Genomic DNA, 16,763 nt, shown 5'->3' with positions numbered 1-16,763 from the left:
CATCGGCCCCGGAACGGACACAAGGCAGTTTTTGATGCAGCACAACTGGTCGCGATACCTGCGCTACATTATCGGGGGCCTGATTGGCTCCACCCTGGTTGGCCTTTACTTCGGAGAGCCTGTCTACGGCCTGACCTTTGGTCTGATTGTCTACCTGTGGTGGACGCTGCTTCAGGCCCGGCGCCTTTACCAGTGGCTGACCAACCCCAGCGCCACCGACGAAGCACCCCAGAGTATCGGGCTCTGGGGCGACATCTTCGACAATCTCCACAAACTGCATCAGACCCACCTGAGAACCCAGGACCGGTTGAGAGCCCAGATAAACCGGGTGCAGGAGTCCACCAACGCCATGCGCGATGGTGTGATCATGACTGACTCCCGGGGAGCCATGGAATGGTGGAACGGCTCCGCGGAATACCTGCTGGGCTTTAGGCGAAATACCGACCAGGGGCAGTACATCCATAATCTGATCCGCACGCCAGCGTTCAAGACCTACTTCGATTCGCGCGATTACCGGGACCCCCTGGAAATACATTCGCCGGCCAAGCCTCACATCCACCTGCAAATTCAGATCAGCCTGTTCGGTGATGACGATCGCCTGATCGTCGCCAAGGATGTAACCCGCCTGTACCAGCTCGAACAGATGCGCCGGGACTTCGTCGGTAACGTTTCCCACGAGATGCGCACGCCTCTGACCGTCATCAGTGGTTACCTGGAAACCCTGGTGGACAACGCTGAAGACCTGCCCCCGAAGTGGCGCCGCGCCATCAACACCATGGCCGCCCAGTCATCCCGAATGGAAGCCCTGATAACTGACCTGATCCTGCTATCGCGGATCGAAACCGGGGAACAGACGGTGAACGACACGCTCACGGACGTGGACCAACTGCTGACTCAGATCTGCCATGACGCCCGGGCACTCAGTGGCGAAAAACAGCACGAGATTTCCGTGCATATCGGCGACCACCGGTTGCTCAAAGGCGATGAAAGCCAGCTACGCAGTGCGTTTTCGAATCTGATTTTCAATGCCGTGAAGTACACACCTGCAAACGGCCAGATCAGCGTATCCTGGTCGACAAACCGGGAAGGCGCTCACCTGTCCGTGAAGGACACCGGCATCGGCATTGATCCGGTTCACATACCTCGCCTGACGGAACGCTTCTACCGGGCCGATCCCAGCCGTCATAAGGATACCGGCGGCACTGGCCTTGGCCTGGCAATCGTCAAACACGTATTGCTCAACCACGATGGCAACCTGGAAATTCGCAGCCGGATTGGCGAGGGCAGTGAATTTATCTGCCATTTCCCCCGGGAACGACTGGTCGAACGCATCCCGGAGAGTGCGGAAGGCTAGCGCATACCCGCACGGAAACGGGCGACAAACCTCGATAAGTCCTCAAGCTTTTTCGGGTCTTCATCGACAAAACGGATGGTGACGCTGACAAAATCCGTGTCCTGGCGTTTATCCACCGCCTGCAACTGGTGCACGTAACCATTGAGGCGGGCCATCTGGCCTTCGCCGGTATCGATATCGACCACCGCCTGATCGAGAATGCCCGGAAACACCTGATCCCGCTTGGCAATCACCCGCACCTCGGTCAGGTTGATATCCTTGACCACCGATTTCAGGGTGCTTTCCGCAAAGCGTACCGAAGCCATGCTCATGGAACCGCGGGACGGGGTCTGTTTGGGCGTTGCGGCAGGGGCTGCCTGCGCAGGTGACGAAGAAGATGCAGCAGCTTGGCTATCCGCCACGGTGTCCGGCTTGCGCGTGAGCAGATTGGCCGACTCCTTGAACGCATCGGCCGGACTGGCCATGGACTTGCCACTGCGATCCATGGCGTCTTTCAGTTTGCGGCCCATCACCTTGATGATCTTTTTGCTCAAGCCCTCGGGACTGAACGGCTTGCCCAGGTATTCGGAAACGCCCCCCTTGACCGCTTCAATTACGTGATCCTTGTCGCCGCGACTGGTGATCATGATAAACGGGACGTTTTCGTATTGCGGCTGCTGGCGCATCCACTGCAACAACTCCAGTCCCGACATTTCCGGCATCTCCCAATCGCACAGGATCAGGTCAAACGCCGTCCGCGACATCAGCGACTGGGCCCGACGGCCATTCTGGGCATCGGTTGTCTCAATCACCGGAAAACGCTGGCGCACGGTTCGTTTAACCAGATCACGTACAAAGCTGGCATCATCAACGACCAGCGCTTTCAGCATTGCCATGGTTCAGACCTTCCCCTAGCTACAACCCGAATCTATGGTCCAACTATAGAACAAAGACTCGCGCCAGAAACCTGCCGGCAACAAAAAGACGACAATCAACAGAGTCCGGGAACCCGCAGGTTAAAGAATTGTCACTCCACCGGGCCCCGGACAGTGTTTCTCCGGCTGGAAAACGCGCTAACATGGGCTCAGGATCATTCCACCATCAGCCTGATAGAGGTTTTGTGTGCTGACCAGACCTGCAAGGATTCTTCGCCAGGGCTGCCTGACCCGCGGCTTGTTGTTTTCCGGTTTTCTCTCTTTCCTGTCACTGCCCGTTCTCGCCCAGGACGGCGCTTATTCCGTGCCGGCAGGCTTTGCTGAATGCAAAGCACGGCTTCAGGAGCAGGCCATTACTGCCGGCGTCAGCAGCAAGACCGCCAGAGAGGTGATGTCCGAGGTCAAGCACCTGGCCCGGGTGATCGAGCTGGATCGGCGTCAACCGGAGTTCACCACCACATTTGCTGATTACCTGAACCGGCGCGTGAACGACGCCCGGGTCAGCAAGGGCCGTGAGCTTCTGCAGGAACACCAGGAGCTTCTGACCAGAGTCACCCGGGAAACCGGCGTGCCTGCGCCGTATCTGGTAGCCTTCTGGGGCCTGGAAACCAACTTCGGCAGCTATTTCGGCAAGATGCCGGTGCCCAGCTCCCTGACAACACTGGCCTGCGATCCGCGCCGCAGCACCTTCTTCACCGAGCAGCTGATCGCCGCCCTGCGCATTATCGACGAGGGCGCCATTCCGGCCGACCAGATGGAAGGCTCCTGGGCCGGCGCCATGGGCCATGTCCAGTTCATGCCCACCGTCTTCCTGAAACACGCGGTGGATGCCGACGGCGATGGCCGGAGGGATCTCTGGAACAGCCTTCCGGATGCGATGATGTCGGCCGGCAGATTCCTGGAATCGATGAACTGGAATGGCGACTATCGCTGGGGGCGTGAGGTGTTGCTGCCAGAGAACTTCGACTATTCCCTGGCAGATGGGCGTCGCCTGCCACTGAACGAATGGCGGGAAATGGGGATCACCGATGCCTTTGGCAATGCGCTGGCCCGCGAACCGATTGATGCCGCCCTGGTGGTACCCGCAGGACACCGCGGCCCGGCGTTCCTTGCCTATGACAACTTTCGCGTGATCATGGGCTGGAACCGCTCCGAGTTCTACGCCATTGCCGTTGGTCATCTGGCGGACAGGATTGCCGGTGCCGGCAAGTTGCAGAACCCACCGCCCGTGGATGCTCCAGCGCTGTCCCGCGACAATATCATCAGCCTGCAAAAAGCCCTTCAGAAACGTGGCTATGAGCCCGGCAAGCCCGATGGCATCATGGGCCCGGCAACCCGGTCTGCCATTCGTCAGTTTCAGAGTGCCAACGACCTGGTGGCCGATGGCTATCCGGGAGAAGCGGTTCTGGCGCAGCTGGGAATACCGGCAGGCCAGTGATCCACGGGAGCGCCTTGGGCCTACTACTGCAGGTACCTTTCTTGACGCGAGACTGATCTGATATGGACTCCATAACGCAGGCTGCCCTGGGCGCCTCCCTGGCCGGCGCCGTAGCCGGCAAGACCCTTGGCCGCTCGGTGTTGCTGACAGGCGCCGTTCTGGGCACCCTGCCGGATCTGGATGTGGTCATCGACTACGGAACAGCGGTGGCTAATTTTACCCAGCATCGGGGATTCAGCCACTCACTGTTCATTCTCGCCCCTCTGGCGGTGGTGCTTGCCTGGCTGCTCTGGCGCTGGAAACCGCAGCTGAGTTTCCAGCGATGGCTCGCGCTGACTGGCCTGATCCTGATCACGCACCCACTGCTGGACTCCTTTACCACCTACGGCACCCAGCTGTTCTGGCCCATCGGCCCGCCGGTGGCCATCAGCAGCATTTTTATCATCGACCCGCTCTATACCCTGCCCCTGCTGGCAGGCTGCCTGTTTTTCCTGGCCCGGCCGCCGGCCAAATCGGCGGTCATCGCCGGGCTGGCCGTCTCCACCCTCTACCTTGGCTGGAGCTTGATTGCGCAACAGGTCATTACCCAAAGGGTGCAACCCGCGCTCGCGGAAGCCGGGCTGGAAAACCCCGACCTTCTGGTTCAACCGATGCCTTTCAACACCCTGTTGTGGCGCGCCACGGCTCTGCAGGGTGCCCAGCGGGTAGAGATTGTTACCGGCTTTCTGGACGGCGATACCCCTTTGAATCTTGAATATTTTCCGCGCCGCCCGGATCTGCAGGAGGCAGTGTCGGATCTGCCCGAGGCCCAGCGCCTGGAATGGTTCACCCGTGGCTTCCTCGATTACGACCAGGTTGGTGACCGCATCATGGCCACCGACATCCGGCTGGGAATTCCCGGCGCGCACCCCTTTACCTTTGTTCTGGCAACCCGGAATGGCAGCGGTATCGACCCGACGGCAAGCTTCCGGACTCCCCGACCCGATGTGAACACCGAAGCCCTGGGGCTGCTCTGGTCCCGGATGACGGGAGAAACCCCGGTGCTTTGCCTGGCCAGCCTGAGCTCGCCAGCACCGGGACAGCGCTGTTGAATCGCATGCGACTCGACCAGTTTATTGCCACCAGTACCGAACTCTCCCGAAAAGACGCCAAACGGGCTATTAGCCGAGGTGAGGTAACTGTCAATGAACAGATCTGTAAGGGCGCCAATACCCGGTTGGCGGGCCATGAACGGGTCGCATTGTCCGGCAAACTCCTGAACCTGCCGGGAGAGCGCTACCTGATGATGAACAAGCCAGCAGGGGTGGTGAGCGCAACAACCGACAGTGACCACCCAACGGCACTCGACCTGTTGCCTTCAGATATCACCCGGAACCTGCACATCGCCGGCCGCTTGGACGCAGACACCACCGGCTTGCTGCTGCTGACCACTGATGGCAAGTGGTCCCATCGGGTCACCTCACCACGAACCGATTGCCCCAAAACCTACCGGGTAACGCTGAGCGAACCGCTGACCGACGCAGCGGCACAACAACTGGAGCGTGGGGTGGAGTTGCACAACGACCCGAAGCCAACGCGACCGGCCGGGGTAAAGGTTCTGGAAGAACGAATCATCGAGCTCACGATTTCGGAAGGGCGCTACCATCAGGTCAAGCGTATGCTGGCAGCGGTTGGCAACCACGTCGACGCGCTGCATCGACTGAGGATCGGGAAGGTTGAACTGGATACAGCGTTAGGACCGGGTGAATACCGGGAACTGACCCCAGAGGAAAAAGACAGCCTGGCGTGACATTCAGGTGCGCTCGAAACGCTGCGCCTTCAGGTTCTTGCGCACGGCTCCGGCCTCGAACACCTCGCCATTCATCGCGATATAGACTCCCGGTGGCAACAACTGCACTGCGGCCCAGGCAAACCCGATATTGAATACGGCATCGGTTCGACGCATGCGGGCCGGCTGCATGGCGCCGGTCAATACAATGGTCTTGTCCTTGAGGCGGGCCAACACTGCGGCCGTATCGGCCATGGTATCAGTGCCGTGGGTGATCACGATCCGGTCACAGTCACATTCCGTCGCCGCCGCCAGCACCAGTTGGCGGTCCTCATCGGTCATTTCCAGGCTGTCCTTGCGCAGCAGTTCCCGCAGGCGATAGCCCTCGTGGATGTTGGATTCCGACAGCAGCTCCGGCAGCATGCTGTGCCCCACCTCGAACTCGCTGTTGGCATCGAAGTACACCTTGTCGATGGTGCCACCGGTCGTGAAGATCTGGATCATGGCGGAGTTCCTTTCAGGATCAGTTCACACTGACCGTGCTGTTACCTGCGGTCGCATAGGCCGCGTTCTTTTCCTGTTCATAGCGTCTGGCCGCCGCAGCCACCGAACCCCGGGCTCCGGTATCGAGCCAGCGCTTGATGCGCCCGGCATCGCCCATGGGCGAGCGCGTACCCAACGAATCCAGCAAAACGGTCACAACCTCTTTCCCGTTCATCTTCGAGATCATGACCAGACAACGCCCGGCCTCGGAGAGGTAGCCAGTCTTGCTCAATCCCACACCCCAGCTGTCGCGATGAACCAGGGCGTTGGTGTTACCAAACGACAGGCTGTAACGGGGCTGGCGGAACTGGCCACGGAAGTAACCGGTGGTGGAGTATTCCCGGATTTCCGGATATTCAGCCGCGGCGTTTACCAGCTTCACAAGGTCCGCAGCGGTTGAAAGATTCTCGGACGACAGTCCGGTCGGATCGACAAACCGGGTGCCGGTCATGCCCAGGGCCAAGGCCTTGGCGTTCATCGCCTCGATAAAGGCATCGAATCCACCGGGGTGGCTGCGGGCCAGGGTGTAGGCGGCAAAATTTTCAGAGGACATCAGTGCTATGCGCAATACATCTTTACGACGCATCTCCGAGTCGATACGGATCCGACTGTAAGCATTCGCGGCGGCGGGCGTGTGCCGCTCCCGGAAAACCAGCCACTCATCCAGCGGCTCTCCGGATTCCAGGACAACCAGGGCGGTCATGACCTTGGTGACCGAGGCAATGGGTACGGATCGGTCCGCATTCTTGCCGAAAATGAGTTCGTTATCGCCGGCCACCGCGACCGCCGCATTCACCGATGCCAGGTTAGGGCCAGCGTCCGGCGACGATGCTGGTGGGTTGACCGATGTCTCCTGCTGATGCGCCTGGGACACTCCGGGCAGCAGCGCAAGCAAAAACAACCAGCCAATGGTCAAACTCCGGATACCCATGCCTCAACGCCTCTTCTCTTATTTCCTGTCCGGGCACTTACTGCCTCGCCAGCAGCGGATTATAGCAGCGATTGCCGGTTACCATCGCATCATGGCAGATCGGTAATGGCCCCATTGGATGCGGAACCCACGGTGCGCGAATATTTTGCCAGTACACCGCGAATGAAGCGGGGCTTGGGCGCCTCCCATGCCTTGCGCCGACGCTCCAGCTCTTCATTCGAGACATCCAGTTCAATCCGGTTGCTGACGGCATCAATGGTAATGGTGTCGCCATCCTCAACCAGCGCGATGGGGCCGCCCTCGGCCGCTTCCGGCGTAATATGACCAACCACGAACCCGTGGCTGCCGCCGGAAAAGCGGCCATCGGTTATCAACGCCACGTCGCTACCCAGGCCCTTGCCCATGATGGCGGAGGTTGGGCTCAGCATCTCCCGCATGCCCGGTCCACCTTTGGGGCCTTCATAACGGATAACCAACACATCGCCGGCCACCACCGTGCCGTCGAGAATCCGCTCCTGGGCCTCTTCTTCCGAATGGAATACCCGGGCACGGCCGGTAAAGTGAGTACCTTCCTTGCCGGTAATCTTCGCCACTGCCCCGGTTGGCGCCAGGTTCCCGAACAGGATCCGTAAATGACTGTCCGCCTTGATCGGATTATCAAAGGCATGAATGATGTCCTGTCCCTCCGGATAGGGCGCCACGTCGGCCAGGTTTTCCGCAATGGTCTGGCCGGTTACAGTCAGGCAGTCCCCATGCAGCAGCCCATGATCGAGCAGCATCTTCATAAGCGGCTGAATGCCGCCAATGGCCACCAGCTCCGACATCATGTAGTGGCCACTCGGGCGAAGATCCGCCAGCACCGGCACCCGCTTGCCAATCTCGACAAAATCCTCCAGTTCCAGATCCACACCGATCGTACTGGCCATGGCCAGCAGGTGCAGTACCGCATTGGTGGAACCGCCCAGGGCAATCACCACGGTGATGGCGTTTTCGAAGGCTTTGCGGGTCATGATGTCACTGGGTTTAATGTCTTTCTCCAGCAGATTCAGCACTGCGGCACCGGCACCACGACAATCCGCGGCCTTTGTATCTGATACGGCATTCTGCGCCGAACTTCCCGGCAGGCTCATGCCCATGGCTTCGATGGCCGATGCCATGGTGTTGGCTGTGTACATGCCACCACAGGAGCCTGGCCCCGGTATCGCGGTTTCCTCGATCTGCTTGACCTCGATCAGATCCAGGTCGCCACGGGCATGGGCACCCACGGCCTCAAACACGGAGATGATATCGGTATGGTTCTCGCCGGGCATGATCGTGCCGCCGTAGACAAACACTGATGGCCGGTTCAGGCGCGCCAACCCCATCATGCAACCGGGCATGTTCTTGTCACAGCCACCGATAGCCACCAGGCCATCGAAGCCCTCGCAACCTGCCACCGTCTCGATGGAATCGGCGATCACCTCCCGGGACACCAGGGAATACTTCATACCCTCGGTACCGTTGGCAATGCCGTCCGATATCGTGATGGTATTGAAGATCAGCGACTTGCCGCCTGCCTCATCGGCGCCGGCAGCAGACTCTTCCGCCAGCTGATTGATGTGCATGTTGCAGGGCGTAAGGTTACTCCACGTAGACGCAATACCGATCTGGGGCTTTTTGAAATCCTCATCGGTAAACCCGACGGCCCGAAGCATGGCGCGGCTGGCGGATTTGCCAATGCCATCAACCACCGGAGCCGAATATTTACGGCGCTTGTCCTGGTTCTTGTCTTGCGTCATGGGAGTCTCCTTTTCAGATGCCTTGTCCGACCAGACTCTCAGAAACCATCGCATTCGGCAACGGGCGGGCGAGCAAGCCTGCCCGCAGAAAGATGCAGTTTCGACTGACCTGCATCAATGGCAGTTAACAGCGGTGGTTTTAAAATCCACTGACATACTGACGCCATGGAGGCATCTCATGCCATCGCCAATTCATTCAGCACCGGCGGATCACACCGCTACCGACTGCCCGGATTACCGGCGCTGGTGCGATGGCTATGGCGTCATCGAGCACAACGAAACCACGCGACATCAGGTCAGGTTGCTGGCAGAGCATCTGGTCGCCGCCGGCCACCAGCCGGACGCCGCCACCGTTTATCGCAGGCTTGGCGATCTGGACCGGCTGACCAGTGCCGGGCTGTGGCTGGTGGTGCATATGACCTATGCCCGCCGGGTCGATGTCTCCGGTCAACCCCTGGCACCCCAGGACTTCAAAACCAATCCGGAAGGCCACACTGGCGGTGCACTGAATATGGTACCGGCCTATGCCGGCTATCTCGCCCTGAACAACCTGACCGGACGGACGCGGAGCTGGTTGATGGGCCAGGGACATTGCGTGGCCGCGGTGGATGCCCTGAATGTCCTCACCGGAAACCTGCATCCGGAACAGGCAGAACGTTATCGCGGGCCCGACGGGCTTTCCACCCTGGTGGCCGATTTCTACAGCTACCGGCAGAAGCCGGATGGCAGCATGGCAGCCCCTCTTGGCAGCCATGTCAATCCGCACACCGCGGGTGGCATTCTCGAAGGTGGTTACCTGGGTTTTGCCGAACTCCAGTATGCCCACATGCCCTTGCCGGGAGAGTCCCTGGTGGCCTTCCTGTCGGACGGCGCTGCCGAGGAACAGCGCGGTAGTGACTGGATCCCCCGCTGGTGGCGCGCCGAGGACTGTGGCGCCGTGATGCCGGTCATGATTGCCAACGGCCGGCGCATCGAACAGCGCACCGAACTGGGTACCCGCGAAGGCCTCGAACGTTTTGAAGCACATCTTGAGCACCGGGGCTTCGTGCCCTTCCGTTTCGATGGCCGGGATCCTGCCGCGTTTGTCTGTGCCCTGTATGAGATGGAACAGGCACTGGCTACCAATGGCGAGGCCGCTCTGAGGGGCGAAAGCAGCTATCCCGTGCGGGTGCCCCATGGCATAGCGGAAACCAACAAGGGTTACGGGTTTTATGGTGCCAGCAGCAACGCTGCGCACAACCTGCCGTTGCCCGGCAACCCGCGCATGGACGCCCGGGCCAGAGAGCTGTTTAACGAACATGCAGCCAGATTGTGGGTGGCTCCTGACGAACTGCACAGCTGTATTGCTCAGCTGAATCAGCACGCCGGGCAATCACGCGCCCTGGAACGGGACCATGCCCTCGCAGTACGCAATCCACCGGATCCAGTGATCCCGAGACTGCCGTCCAATCCCGCCCCCACCTCGCCCATGAAGGCCGTGGATGAGTTTTTCCGGGCTCTGGTGGCCAACAACCCGGGGCTCAGGGCGCGAGTGGGCAATCCGGACGAACTGGCAAGCAACCGGCTTGAGGGTGTCCTTGAAGATCTGAAACACCGGGTAAATGAACCCGAGAACGATCAGGAATCGGTCCATGGCAAGATCATCACGGCCCTGAACGAAGAAGCCGTGGTATCGGCTTGCCTGGCCAACAAGGCCGGCTTGAACCTGGTGGCCAGCTATGAGGCGTTCTGCGTGAAGATGCTCGGCGCCATCCGCCAGGAGCTGATCTTTGCCCGGCACCAGAAGGAAGTGGGTCGACCGGCACGCTGGCTCGGACTGCCGGTTATTGCCACCTCACATACCTGGGAAAACGGAAAGAACGAGCAATCCCACCAGGACACCACCTTCTGCGAGAGCATGCTCGCTGAGATGAATGACGTGTCCCGGGTCCTGTTTCCGGCAGACTACAACAGCACCCTGGCGACGCTGCCCTCGGTGTTCAGTGAAAGAGGCAGGATCACGTGCATGGTCATCCCGAAACGTGAACGCCCCTGTGTGTTTGACAGACGGGAAGCGGAACTGCTGGCCAGACATGGTGCCCTGGTGGTCGATGAGGACACCGCCGGTGGCGAACCGTTGCTGCTCATGGCCAATGGTGCCTATCAGTTGTCCGAGGCCATCCGGGCGTGTGAACGATTGCGTGAAACCGGCACCCCATTCCGGCTGGTCTATATCCAGGAGCCGGGCAGGTTCCGCCAGCCAAGGGACACGATGGAAGCAGAGGTATGCCTGTCGGAATTCGAGAGGGAGCGCCTGTTCCCCCATCGCATTCACCGGCGGGTAGCCCTGACTCACATGCGCCCTGAGGTGTTCCGGGGCCACCTCTACCCGTTGTTCCCTGACCCGTCCCAATCCCGGGTTCTGGGCTACATCAACCGCGGGGGCACACTGAACGAGGCCGGCATGCTGTTTGCCAACGGCTGCTCCTGGGGCCATGCCCTGGCTGCCTGCGCAGGTGTTATGGACAAGCCACCGGGGGAGTGGCTGTCCAGCGCCGAGTTGGCAGCGGTTGAGGGCCGGGGCGACCCGGCCGTTATTACACGGGGTCTGCCATGAGTGCGCCCTGACCCGCCAATACCCGTCGAGAAGCTGTTCGGCCCGCATCGATCTGGTACTCCCGGGACTTGATGGTGTCCACGAAGTACCAGTCCGCTTTTGCTTCTTCCGGAGTGAAGGTAACCAGCATGAACCCCCGCTGATTCACATTCAGGTAATCCAGATCATCGACCAGCAGACTGATCGCCTGTTCCGCACCCTGAATCATCTCATCCGGAATGCCCAGGTACTCCTCCAGACCGGGTGATGTCACCGAGGCCGTGGCGAATTCCACGCCAATCTGGTCCCCATTGATGTCCTTCAGATTGTTGGCCCAGGCATTGTGGGTATCCCCGGCCAGCACGACCAGATTCTTGTTCAGCGCCTTGGCGGTCCCCAGAACCACCTCCCTCTCATATTGGTAGCCATCCCAGGCGTCCAGATTGTAGGGGGCAACGGTGTTGATGCGGGCCAATTCCTCTTGCGTCAGAGACGGATCCCCCTGGAGAGCGCGACCTTTGAGCTGCGCCAGCTCGGCAAGGTTTTGTGGCAGGCCTTCAAACTGCTCGGTAGCAATCGCTACCAGAAGTTCCGCGGGCAGATTCATACGGCCCATCAGTACCTGTTGCCCCAACACCTGCCACGTGGCCGTGGAATAGTTCAGGGAAGACTGCAGCCACAGCAGCTGCTCCGCGCCCAGCAGGGTGCGGTTCTGACTGCCGACATCCGCAGTAAAACGAGCCGCATCCAGGCCTTCGCCTGTGAAGTAGTCCATATAGTCCAGTTGCTGGTCGCGCCCGATGATGCGGGTATCCAGCATGTGAAGATCCACCAGATTGCCAAACCGGAAGGTCCGGAAGATAGCTTCGTCGCTTCCTTCGATCACCGGCCGGATCGGCATCCACTCGAAATAGGCCTTGAGGGCATTGAGTTTGCGTTCGGTGAAATCCCCTTCTCCGTCATTATGGTTTTCGGCGCCCTCCTCCCAGGTGTCGTTGGCCACTTCATGGTCGTCCCACACCACGATAAACGGCACTCTGGCATGGAGAGACTGAAGATCCGGGTCTGACCGGTACGCAGCGTAACGCCTGCGATAATCCGCCAGTTCAATCAGCTCAAGGTTGTTGTTCTCGGGGAAGGTCCGGCCCAGGTCCTGGGCATCCTGAGCCGCGTAGCTGCTGCTGTCAGAGCTGTATTCGTAGATGTAATCGCCCAGATGCACCACGGCATCCAGATCAGTCTGTTTACTGATTTCCCGGTAGACGTTGAAGTAACCGGCCGGGTAATTCGAACAGGACACCACGGCCAGACGCACCGAGTCGATACTGCCCTCCGGCAATGTCCGGGTCACGCCCACCGGTGACTGACGATCGGTCGTCTGGAAGCGATAATAGTAGGTTTGCCCGGGCGCCAGACCGCGCACATCCACCTTGACGGTGAAATCATGGGCTGCAGCAGCCTCCGCCGTGCCTGAATGCACCAGGTTCTCGAAATCCTCGTCCGTGGATACCTCCCAGGCCACGCCCACCGGGGCGCCGCCATTCGCAGGCGCTGCCCGGGTCCAGAGCATGACACCGTCAGCAAGCGGATCGCCACTGGCCACACCGTGAGTGAAGGTGATTGTGCGCTCATCCGAGCTGTCCAGCACACAGCCTGCCAGGCCGGTAGAGACCACCACGGCGCCCATACCCATGGCTGATGCCTTCAGAAAATCCCGTCGTGTCAATCGTTTCATTGTTGTGTCTTCCCCTGCATTCATCCTTCATAGCCCGGCATCCTGCGGTCCTTGCCGGTACTACTCCAACTGAAGAACCTAGTCGGGCTTCGTTAAGAACGCATTGCCAAATTGCGACAGGGGGATGGCAAATCACGACAGGCCTGCGCTAACTGCCGGAATTCATAAAAAAGGGGAGCTCGAGGCTCCCCCTTGGCATTCCGTTCAGATCCGGCCTATCCGCTGACGAATACCGGCCCTACGCCAAAGTTCCAGAGGATGACTGAGCCGACCCGTGTCGATACCAGAATCACCAGGGCAACAGTCAACAACGCACCGGCATACATGACGGCCCGTTCCTTCTCGATACCCATGACAATCGGCAGCCCGTCGTACATGAGGTAAGCCCCATAGCAGGCCGCAACCAGGAAAACGATGGCGTTGAACCAGGGCACCGGATACAGCAGGGCAAAACCCGCCAGGAACAGGGGCGTGCAGGAGTATGCTGCCAGGGCAATGCCGTTGGAGGGCACGTGTTCCTCCTTGGCACCGTAGGTTTTCGCCATCCAGTTAATGGCATAGCCGAGTGCGAAAACGCCGACCAGCATCGCCAGATAGGTGAGCACACTGAGCTGCATCGCACTGATCTCGGTTAACTTGATCAGCCGCTCATTGCCGACAGTCCAGCCAAAATAGGCCGTCGAAATGTAGGCGCAAACCGGTGCAATGGCCGCAAGAATCAGGACATAGGCCACGTAGACCCGGCGCGGTGTTTCATGTTCTTTTCGTATGGAAGCCCACTCTTCATCAGGATGGGTGAAGAGACCGAACGCATGTGACAGGAGCATGGACAACCCCCTTCTTCGCTGTTGTTGGTATTGTGAAATACGGGATGCGGAAACTGTCAGATCAGCAACCACTCCTTACTCTTAACTATAGTCAAGAATGGCGGATGGGAAAGGCAGAGTGCTCAAAAAATGCCCTGACATGGGCTGAGGGGCGGCCGGCAGTGGCCGGCCGCCTGAAATCAGGCGTTGCGGGGATCAGTTTCTGCAACCCAGGGGTAATCCCTGTGGCTGTCACGGTATGACAACAGACTTTCAACACCGGAATAATCCACCAGGTCCCTGAAGTCCAGCCAGTCCACGAGGCAATACAAACAGATTGCCGGATAATTCCATTCTTCGAACTGCCCTTCTTCGGCCATTGCCGCCAGCGTGCGCAATGTCATCATGATGCGTTCACGTTGCAGGTTGTAGAACATCAGGTCCTCGCCGGTATCAATACCGGACTTCTCCGAAAGCAGCATGGTGACCGCGGAGTCATTGGCACCGTCGACCATGGTCAGCTGGTTTTCCTGGTCCCAGGTCAGCGGGTCACGGCCCTGCTTGGCACTGATATAGCGAGCAATGATCCGGGAATCATAGATTTCCTGACCGCCGTCTTCGAGCACCGGAATTTTCAGTGTCGGATTGTTGCGCCGCAGTTCGTCCCGACCTTCACCATAGATATTGAGATTGACGAATTCATAGGGCTCTTCATCCAGCAGGATACGAACGCGCCGAACGTAGGGTGAAGTAGTGGATCCGATCAGTTTCATGGTTTCTCCGAGGGTTTCACACTCAGGATCCCAACAGGGATTCAGGGTTTGTGTATGGGTGCCCGGTCGCCTCTGCCACTTCCCTGTAAGTCACCTTGCAAGCAGCCACGTTCAGCCCGGCCCTGAGGTGCGGATCTTCCTTCATCGCCCGGTCCGGGCCCTTGTTAGCCAGGGCCGCCACAAAGGGCAAGGTGACGTTATTCAGCGCCAGTGTGGACGTGCGCGCCACGGCACCCGGCATGTTCGCCACGCAGTAATGTACCACACCGTCGACAATATACGTGGGATCGTCGTGGGTGGTTGCCCGCGAGGTTTCAGTACAGCCGCCCTGATCAATGGCGACATCCACGATAACGCTACCCTCCGGCATGCGACGGATCATGTCACGGGTAATCAGCTTGGGCGCAGAAGCGCCGGGAATGAGCACACTGCCAACGACCAGGTCCGATTCCGTTACCGCCTGATCAAGAGTCTGGGCCGTGGAAAACAGCGTGGTTATGCGGTTGCCATACAGGTGGTCCAGGTGTCGGAGCACATCCATATTCCGGTCCAGCACCGTCACCTGCGCGCCGAGACCCACCGCCATGGCAACGGCGTTCTGGCCAACAACACCACCGCCAACCACCGCGACCCGAGCGGGGCTGACACCGGGCACACCGCCCAGAAGGACGCCGCGCCCACCCATGGCCTTCTCGAGACAATGGGCGCCTGCCTGAATCGACATACGCCCCGCCACTTCCGACATCGGTGCCAACAGGGGCAAATGGCCCCCGCGGTCGGTGACCGTTTCGTAGGCTATACAGGTGGCGCCAGACTTCACCAGGTCATCGGTCTGGGCCTTGTCCGGAGCAAGATGCAGATAGGTGAAGAGTGTGTGTTCCGGTTTCAGCAGTGCCCGTTCCTCGGCCTGTGGCTCCTTGACCTTGACGATAAGCTCGGCAGTGTCGAAAACCTCCCTCGCGGTATCAACAATACTGGCCCCCGCCTGACGATAATGGTCATCGGAAAACCCGATGGCAACGCCTGCCCCGGTTTCCACAAACACCTCATGATTGTGGCCACACAGCTCGTGAACGGCCGCCGGCGTCATGCCTACACGGTATTCGCGGTTCTTGATTTCCCTGGGCACGCCGATTTTCATAGCCAACCTCCAAGACAGTCCGGATTCATGAGTCATTGGATGTAGTGTAGTCAAAAGGTCCTATACTGGATTGGCAACTGATTGCATCGGTTTACCGGTTCCGGGCGTAGATTTCCGGACAAAAAGACAATCCGACCCAAAAGGAGCAGGACTGATTATGAGAACCCTGAAAGCAACAGCGGCAGTGGCAACCCTCTCACTTACTCTGGCAAGCACGCAGGTACTGGCAGAAATGCAAACCAAGACCGTCGAATACAAGATCGGTGAGACCCCCTTCACCGGCTACATGGCCTGGGATGACGAGTTCGAGGAGAAGCGCCCGGGCGTTCTGGTGGTCCACGAGTGGTGGGGCCACAATGAATTCGCCCGGGACCAGGCAGAGCGGCTTGCAGCATCTGGCTACACGGCGTTTGCCCTGGATATGTATGGCTCCGGCAAGCTGGCAGACCATCCCGATACCGCCCAGAAGTTCATGCAGGAAGCGACCAAGGACATAGACCAGATAAAGGCGCGTTTCCTGAAGGCGATGGAAATCCTGCAGAATCATGAGAGCGTTGATGCCTCCCGTATTGCCGCACAAGGCTACTGCTTTGGCGGGGCGGTGGTCCTGAACATGGCCCGTATGGGCGTGGACCTGGACGGCGTCGTCAGCTACCACGGCGCCCTTGGAAGTCCAATCACCGCGGAAGCTGGAACCGTGAAAGCCAGGGTTCAGGTATATACCGGTGGCGCCGACAAGATGGTTCCTTCAGAGCAGGTCGCCGGTCTGGTAAAAGAGATGCAGGACGCAGAAGTCGACCTCACGCTGGTCAGTTTCCCGGGAGTGCTGCACTCATTTACCAATCCCGGCGCTGACAAGGTCGCCGAGGAGTTCGGTATGCCGATTGGCTATGACGAAGAAGCCGCGAACCGCTCCTGGAACGGCACCATGCGTTTCTATGAGGAGATTTTCGCCCGGTAACACAGTGGGCTCTGAAAACCGGAACCCGGCCTGACCGCCGGGTTTT

Annotated in this window: 14 protein-coding genes; 6 read left to right on the top strand and 8 right to left on the bottom strand. The window is 59.5% G+C overall.

Translation table 11 applies throughout. The features are described from left to right. Positions 1-34 precede the first annotated feature (34 nt). The gene (gene phoR, locus ABNF92_RS12340) at positions 35-1,354 is read left to right on the top strand and encodes a phosphate regulon sensor histidine kinase PhoR (protein ID WP_069182154.1); all 1,320 of its coding nucleotides are present in this window, start codon (positions 35-37) and stop codon (positions 1,352-1,354) included. Here phoR and ABNF92_RS12335 read toward each other — a convergent pair. Further along, complete coding sequence (locus tag ABNF92_RS12335; protein ID WP_349342301.1) at positions 1,351-2,229, bottom strand: response regulator; 879 nt, start codon at positions 2,227-2,229, stop codon at positions 1,351-1,353. The genes phoR and ABNF92_RS12335 overlap by 4 nt on opposite strands. A gap of 226 nt (positions 2,230-2,455) precedes the next feature. Here ABNF92_RS12335 and ABNF92_RS12330 point away from each other — a divergent pair, with 226 nt between their 5' ends. The 3 genes from ABNF92_RS12330 to rsuA all read left to right on the top strand — a co-directional run bounded on the left by ABNF92_RS12330 (position 2,456) and on the right by rsuA (position 5,495). Continuing rightward, entirely contained in the window at positions 2,456-3,706 is a 1,251-nt protein-coding gene (locus ABNF92_RS12330; RefSeq protein ID WP_349342300.1) for a lytic murein transglycosylase, read from the top strand. Positions 3,707-3,768: 62 nt separating this feature from the next. Continuing rightward, positions 3,769-4,797 (top strand): metal-dependent hydrolase, encoded by a 1,029-nt coding sequence (locus ABNF92_RS12325; RefSeq protein WP_349342299.1) that lies wholly within the window; start codon positions 3,769-3,771, stop codon positions 4,795-4,797. A gap of 5 nt (positions 4,798-4,802) precedes the next feature. Further along, positions 4,803-5,495, top strand: coding sequence for a 16S rRNA pseudouridine(516) synthase RsuA (gene rsuA / locus ABNF92_RS12320; RefSeq protein WP_349344086.1), 693 nt, complete (start codon positions 4,803-4,805; stop codon positions 5,493-5,495). A gap of 3 nt (positions 5,496-5,498) precedes the next feature. On the opposite strand, the gene ABNF92_RS12315 is transcribed toward rsuA, so the two are convergent. From ABNF92_RS12315 to ilvD, 3 genes are all read right to left on the bottom strand, one after another. Beyond that, a complete protein-coding gene (locus ABNF92_RS12315) occupies positions 5,499-5,978 on the bottom strand; it encodes an asparaginase domain-containing protein (protein WP_136629875.1) in 480 nt (159 codons plus the stop codon). 19 nt (positions 5,979-5,997) lie between these two features. Continuing rightward, positions 5,998-6,948 (bottom strand): D-alanyl-D-alanine endopeptidase, encoded by a 951-nt coding sequence (pbpG, locus tag ABNF92_RS12310; RefSeq protein WP_349342298.1) that lies wholly within the window; start codon positions 6,946-6,948, stop codon positions 5,998-6,000. A gap of 89 nt (positions 6,949-7,037) precedes the next feature. Then, complete coding sequence (gene ilvD, locus ABNF92_RS12305) at positions 7,038-8,726, bottom strand: dihydroxy-acid dehydratase (protein ID WP_349342297.1); 1,689 nt, start codon at positions 8,724-8,726, stop codon at positions 7,038-7,040. A gap of 178 nt (positions 8,727-8,904) precedes the next feature. On the opposite strand from ilvD, the gene ABNF92_RS12300 reads away from it, so the two are divergent. After that, positions 8,905-11,322 carry a xylulose 5-phosphate 3-epimerase gene (locus ABNF92_RS12300; protein ID WP_349342296.1) on the top strand — a complete coding sequence of 806 codons (2,418 nt, stop codon included), beginning with the start codon at positions 8,905-8,907 and terminating at the stop codon, positions 11,320-11,322. Here the strand turns inward: ABNF92_RS12300 and ABNF92_RS12295 are convergent. The 4 genes from ABNF92_RS12295 to ald form a co-directional block, all read right to left on the bottom strand. Beyond that, positions 11,303-13,036 carry an alkaline phosphatase D family protein gene (locus ABNF92_RS12295; protein ID WP_349342295.1) on the bottom strand — a complete coding sequence of 578 codons (1,734 nt, stop codon included), beginning with the start codon at positions 13,034-13,036 and terminating at the stop codon, positions 11,303-11,305. The genes ABNF92_RS12300 and ABNF92_RS12295 overlap by 20 nt on opposite strands. A 215-nt stretch (positions 13,037-13,251) precedes the next feature. Next, on the bottom strand, positions 13,252-13,863 hold the full coding sequence (locus tag ABNF92_RS12290) for a Yip1 family protein (protein WP_222465536.1): 612 nt from the start codon (positions 13,861-13,863) through the stop codon (positions 13,252-13,254). Between the two features lie 179 nt (positions 13,864-14,042). Further along, positions 14,043-14,615 (bottom strand): glutathione S-transferase N-terminal domain-containing protein, encoded by a 573-nt coding sequence (locus tag ABNF92_RS12285; RefSeq protein WP_349342294.1) that lies wholly within the window; start codon positions 14,613-14,615, stop codon positions 14,043-14,045. 22 nt (positions 14,616-14,637) lie between these two features. Continuing rightward, on the bottom strand, positions 14,638-15,756 hold the full coding sequence (ald, locus tag ABNF92_RS12280) for an alanine dehydrogenase (protein ID WP_349342293.1): 1,119 nt from the start codon (positions 15,754-15,756) through the stop codon (positions 14,638-14,640). A 157-nt stretch (positions 15,757-15,913) separates the two neighbouring features. Here ald and ABNF92_RS12275 point away from each other — a divergent pair, with 157 nt between their 5' ends. Further along, positions 15,914-16,717, top strand: coding sequence for a dienelactone hydrolase family protein (locus ABNF92_RS12275; protein WP_349342292.1), 804 nt, complete (start codon positions 15,914-15,916; stop codon positions 16,715-16,717). Positions 16,718-16,763: the final 46 nt, after the last annotated feature.

It is taken from the genome of Marinobacter sp. MMG032, assembly GCF_040112695.1.
GTDB classification, from domain to species: Bacteria; Pseudomonadota; Gammaproteobacteria; order Pseudomonadales; family Oleiphilaceae; genus Marinobacter; species Marinobacter salsuginis.
The sequence above is the reverse complement of the archived record's forward strand: the minus strand, read 5'-3'. Positions and strand labels throughout refer to the sequence as shown.

Coding starts and splice junctions, on each gene's coding strand:
- phoR (WP_069182154.1), top strand. CDS start 35: ATGCAGCACAACTGGTCGCGATACCTGCGCTACATTATCGGGGGCCTG.
- ABNF92_RS12315 (WP_136629875.1), bottom strand. CDS start 5,978: ATGATCCAGATCTTCACGACCGGTGGCACCATCGACAAGGTGTACTTC.
- pbpG (WP_349342298.1), bottom strand. CDS start 6,948: ATGGGTATCCGGAGTTTGACCATTGGCTGGTTGTTTTTGCTTGCGCTG.
- ABNF92_RS12325 (WP_349342299.1), top strand. CDS start 3,769: ATGGACTCCATAACGCAGGCTGCCCTGGGCGCCTCCCTGGCCGGCGCC.
- rsuA (WP_349344086.1), top strand. CDS start 4,803: ATGCGACTCGACCAGTTTATTGCCACCAGTACCGAACTCTCCCGAAAA.
- ABNF92_RS12275 (WP_349342292.1), top strand. CDS start 15,914: ATGAGAACCCTGAAAGCAACAGCGGCAGTGGCAACCCTCTCACTTACT.
- ilvD (WP_349342297.1), bottom strand. CDS start 8,726: ATGACGCAAGACAAGAACCAGGACAAGCGCCGTAAATATTCGGCTCCG.
- ABNF92_RS12285 (WP_349342294.1), bottom strand. CDS start 14,615: ATGAAACTGATCGGATCCACTACTTCACCCTACGTTCGGCGCGTTCGT.
- ald (WP_349342293.1), bottom strand. CDS start 15,756: ATGAAAATCGGCGTGCCCAGGGAAATCAAGAACCGCGAATACCGTGTA.
- ABNF92_RS12335 (WP_349342301.1), bottom strand. CDS start 2,229: ATGGCAATGCTGAAAGCGCTGGTCGTTGATGATGCCAGCTTTGTACGT.
- ABNF92_RS12295 (WP_349342295.1), bottom strand. CDS start 13,036: ATGAAACGATTGACACGACGGGATTTTCTGAAGGCATCAGCCATGGGT.
- ABNF92_RS12300 (WP_349342296.1), top strand. CDS start 8,905: ATGCCATCGCCAATTCATTCAGCACCGGCGGATCACACCGCTACCGAC.
- ABNF92_RS12290 (WP_222465536.1), bottom strand. CDS start 13,863: ATGCTCCTGTCACATGCGTTCGGTCTCTTCACCCATCCTGATGAAGAG.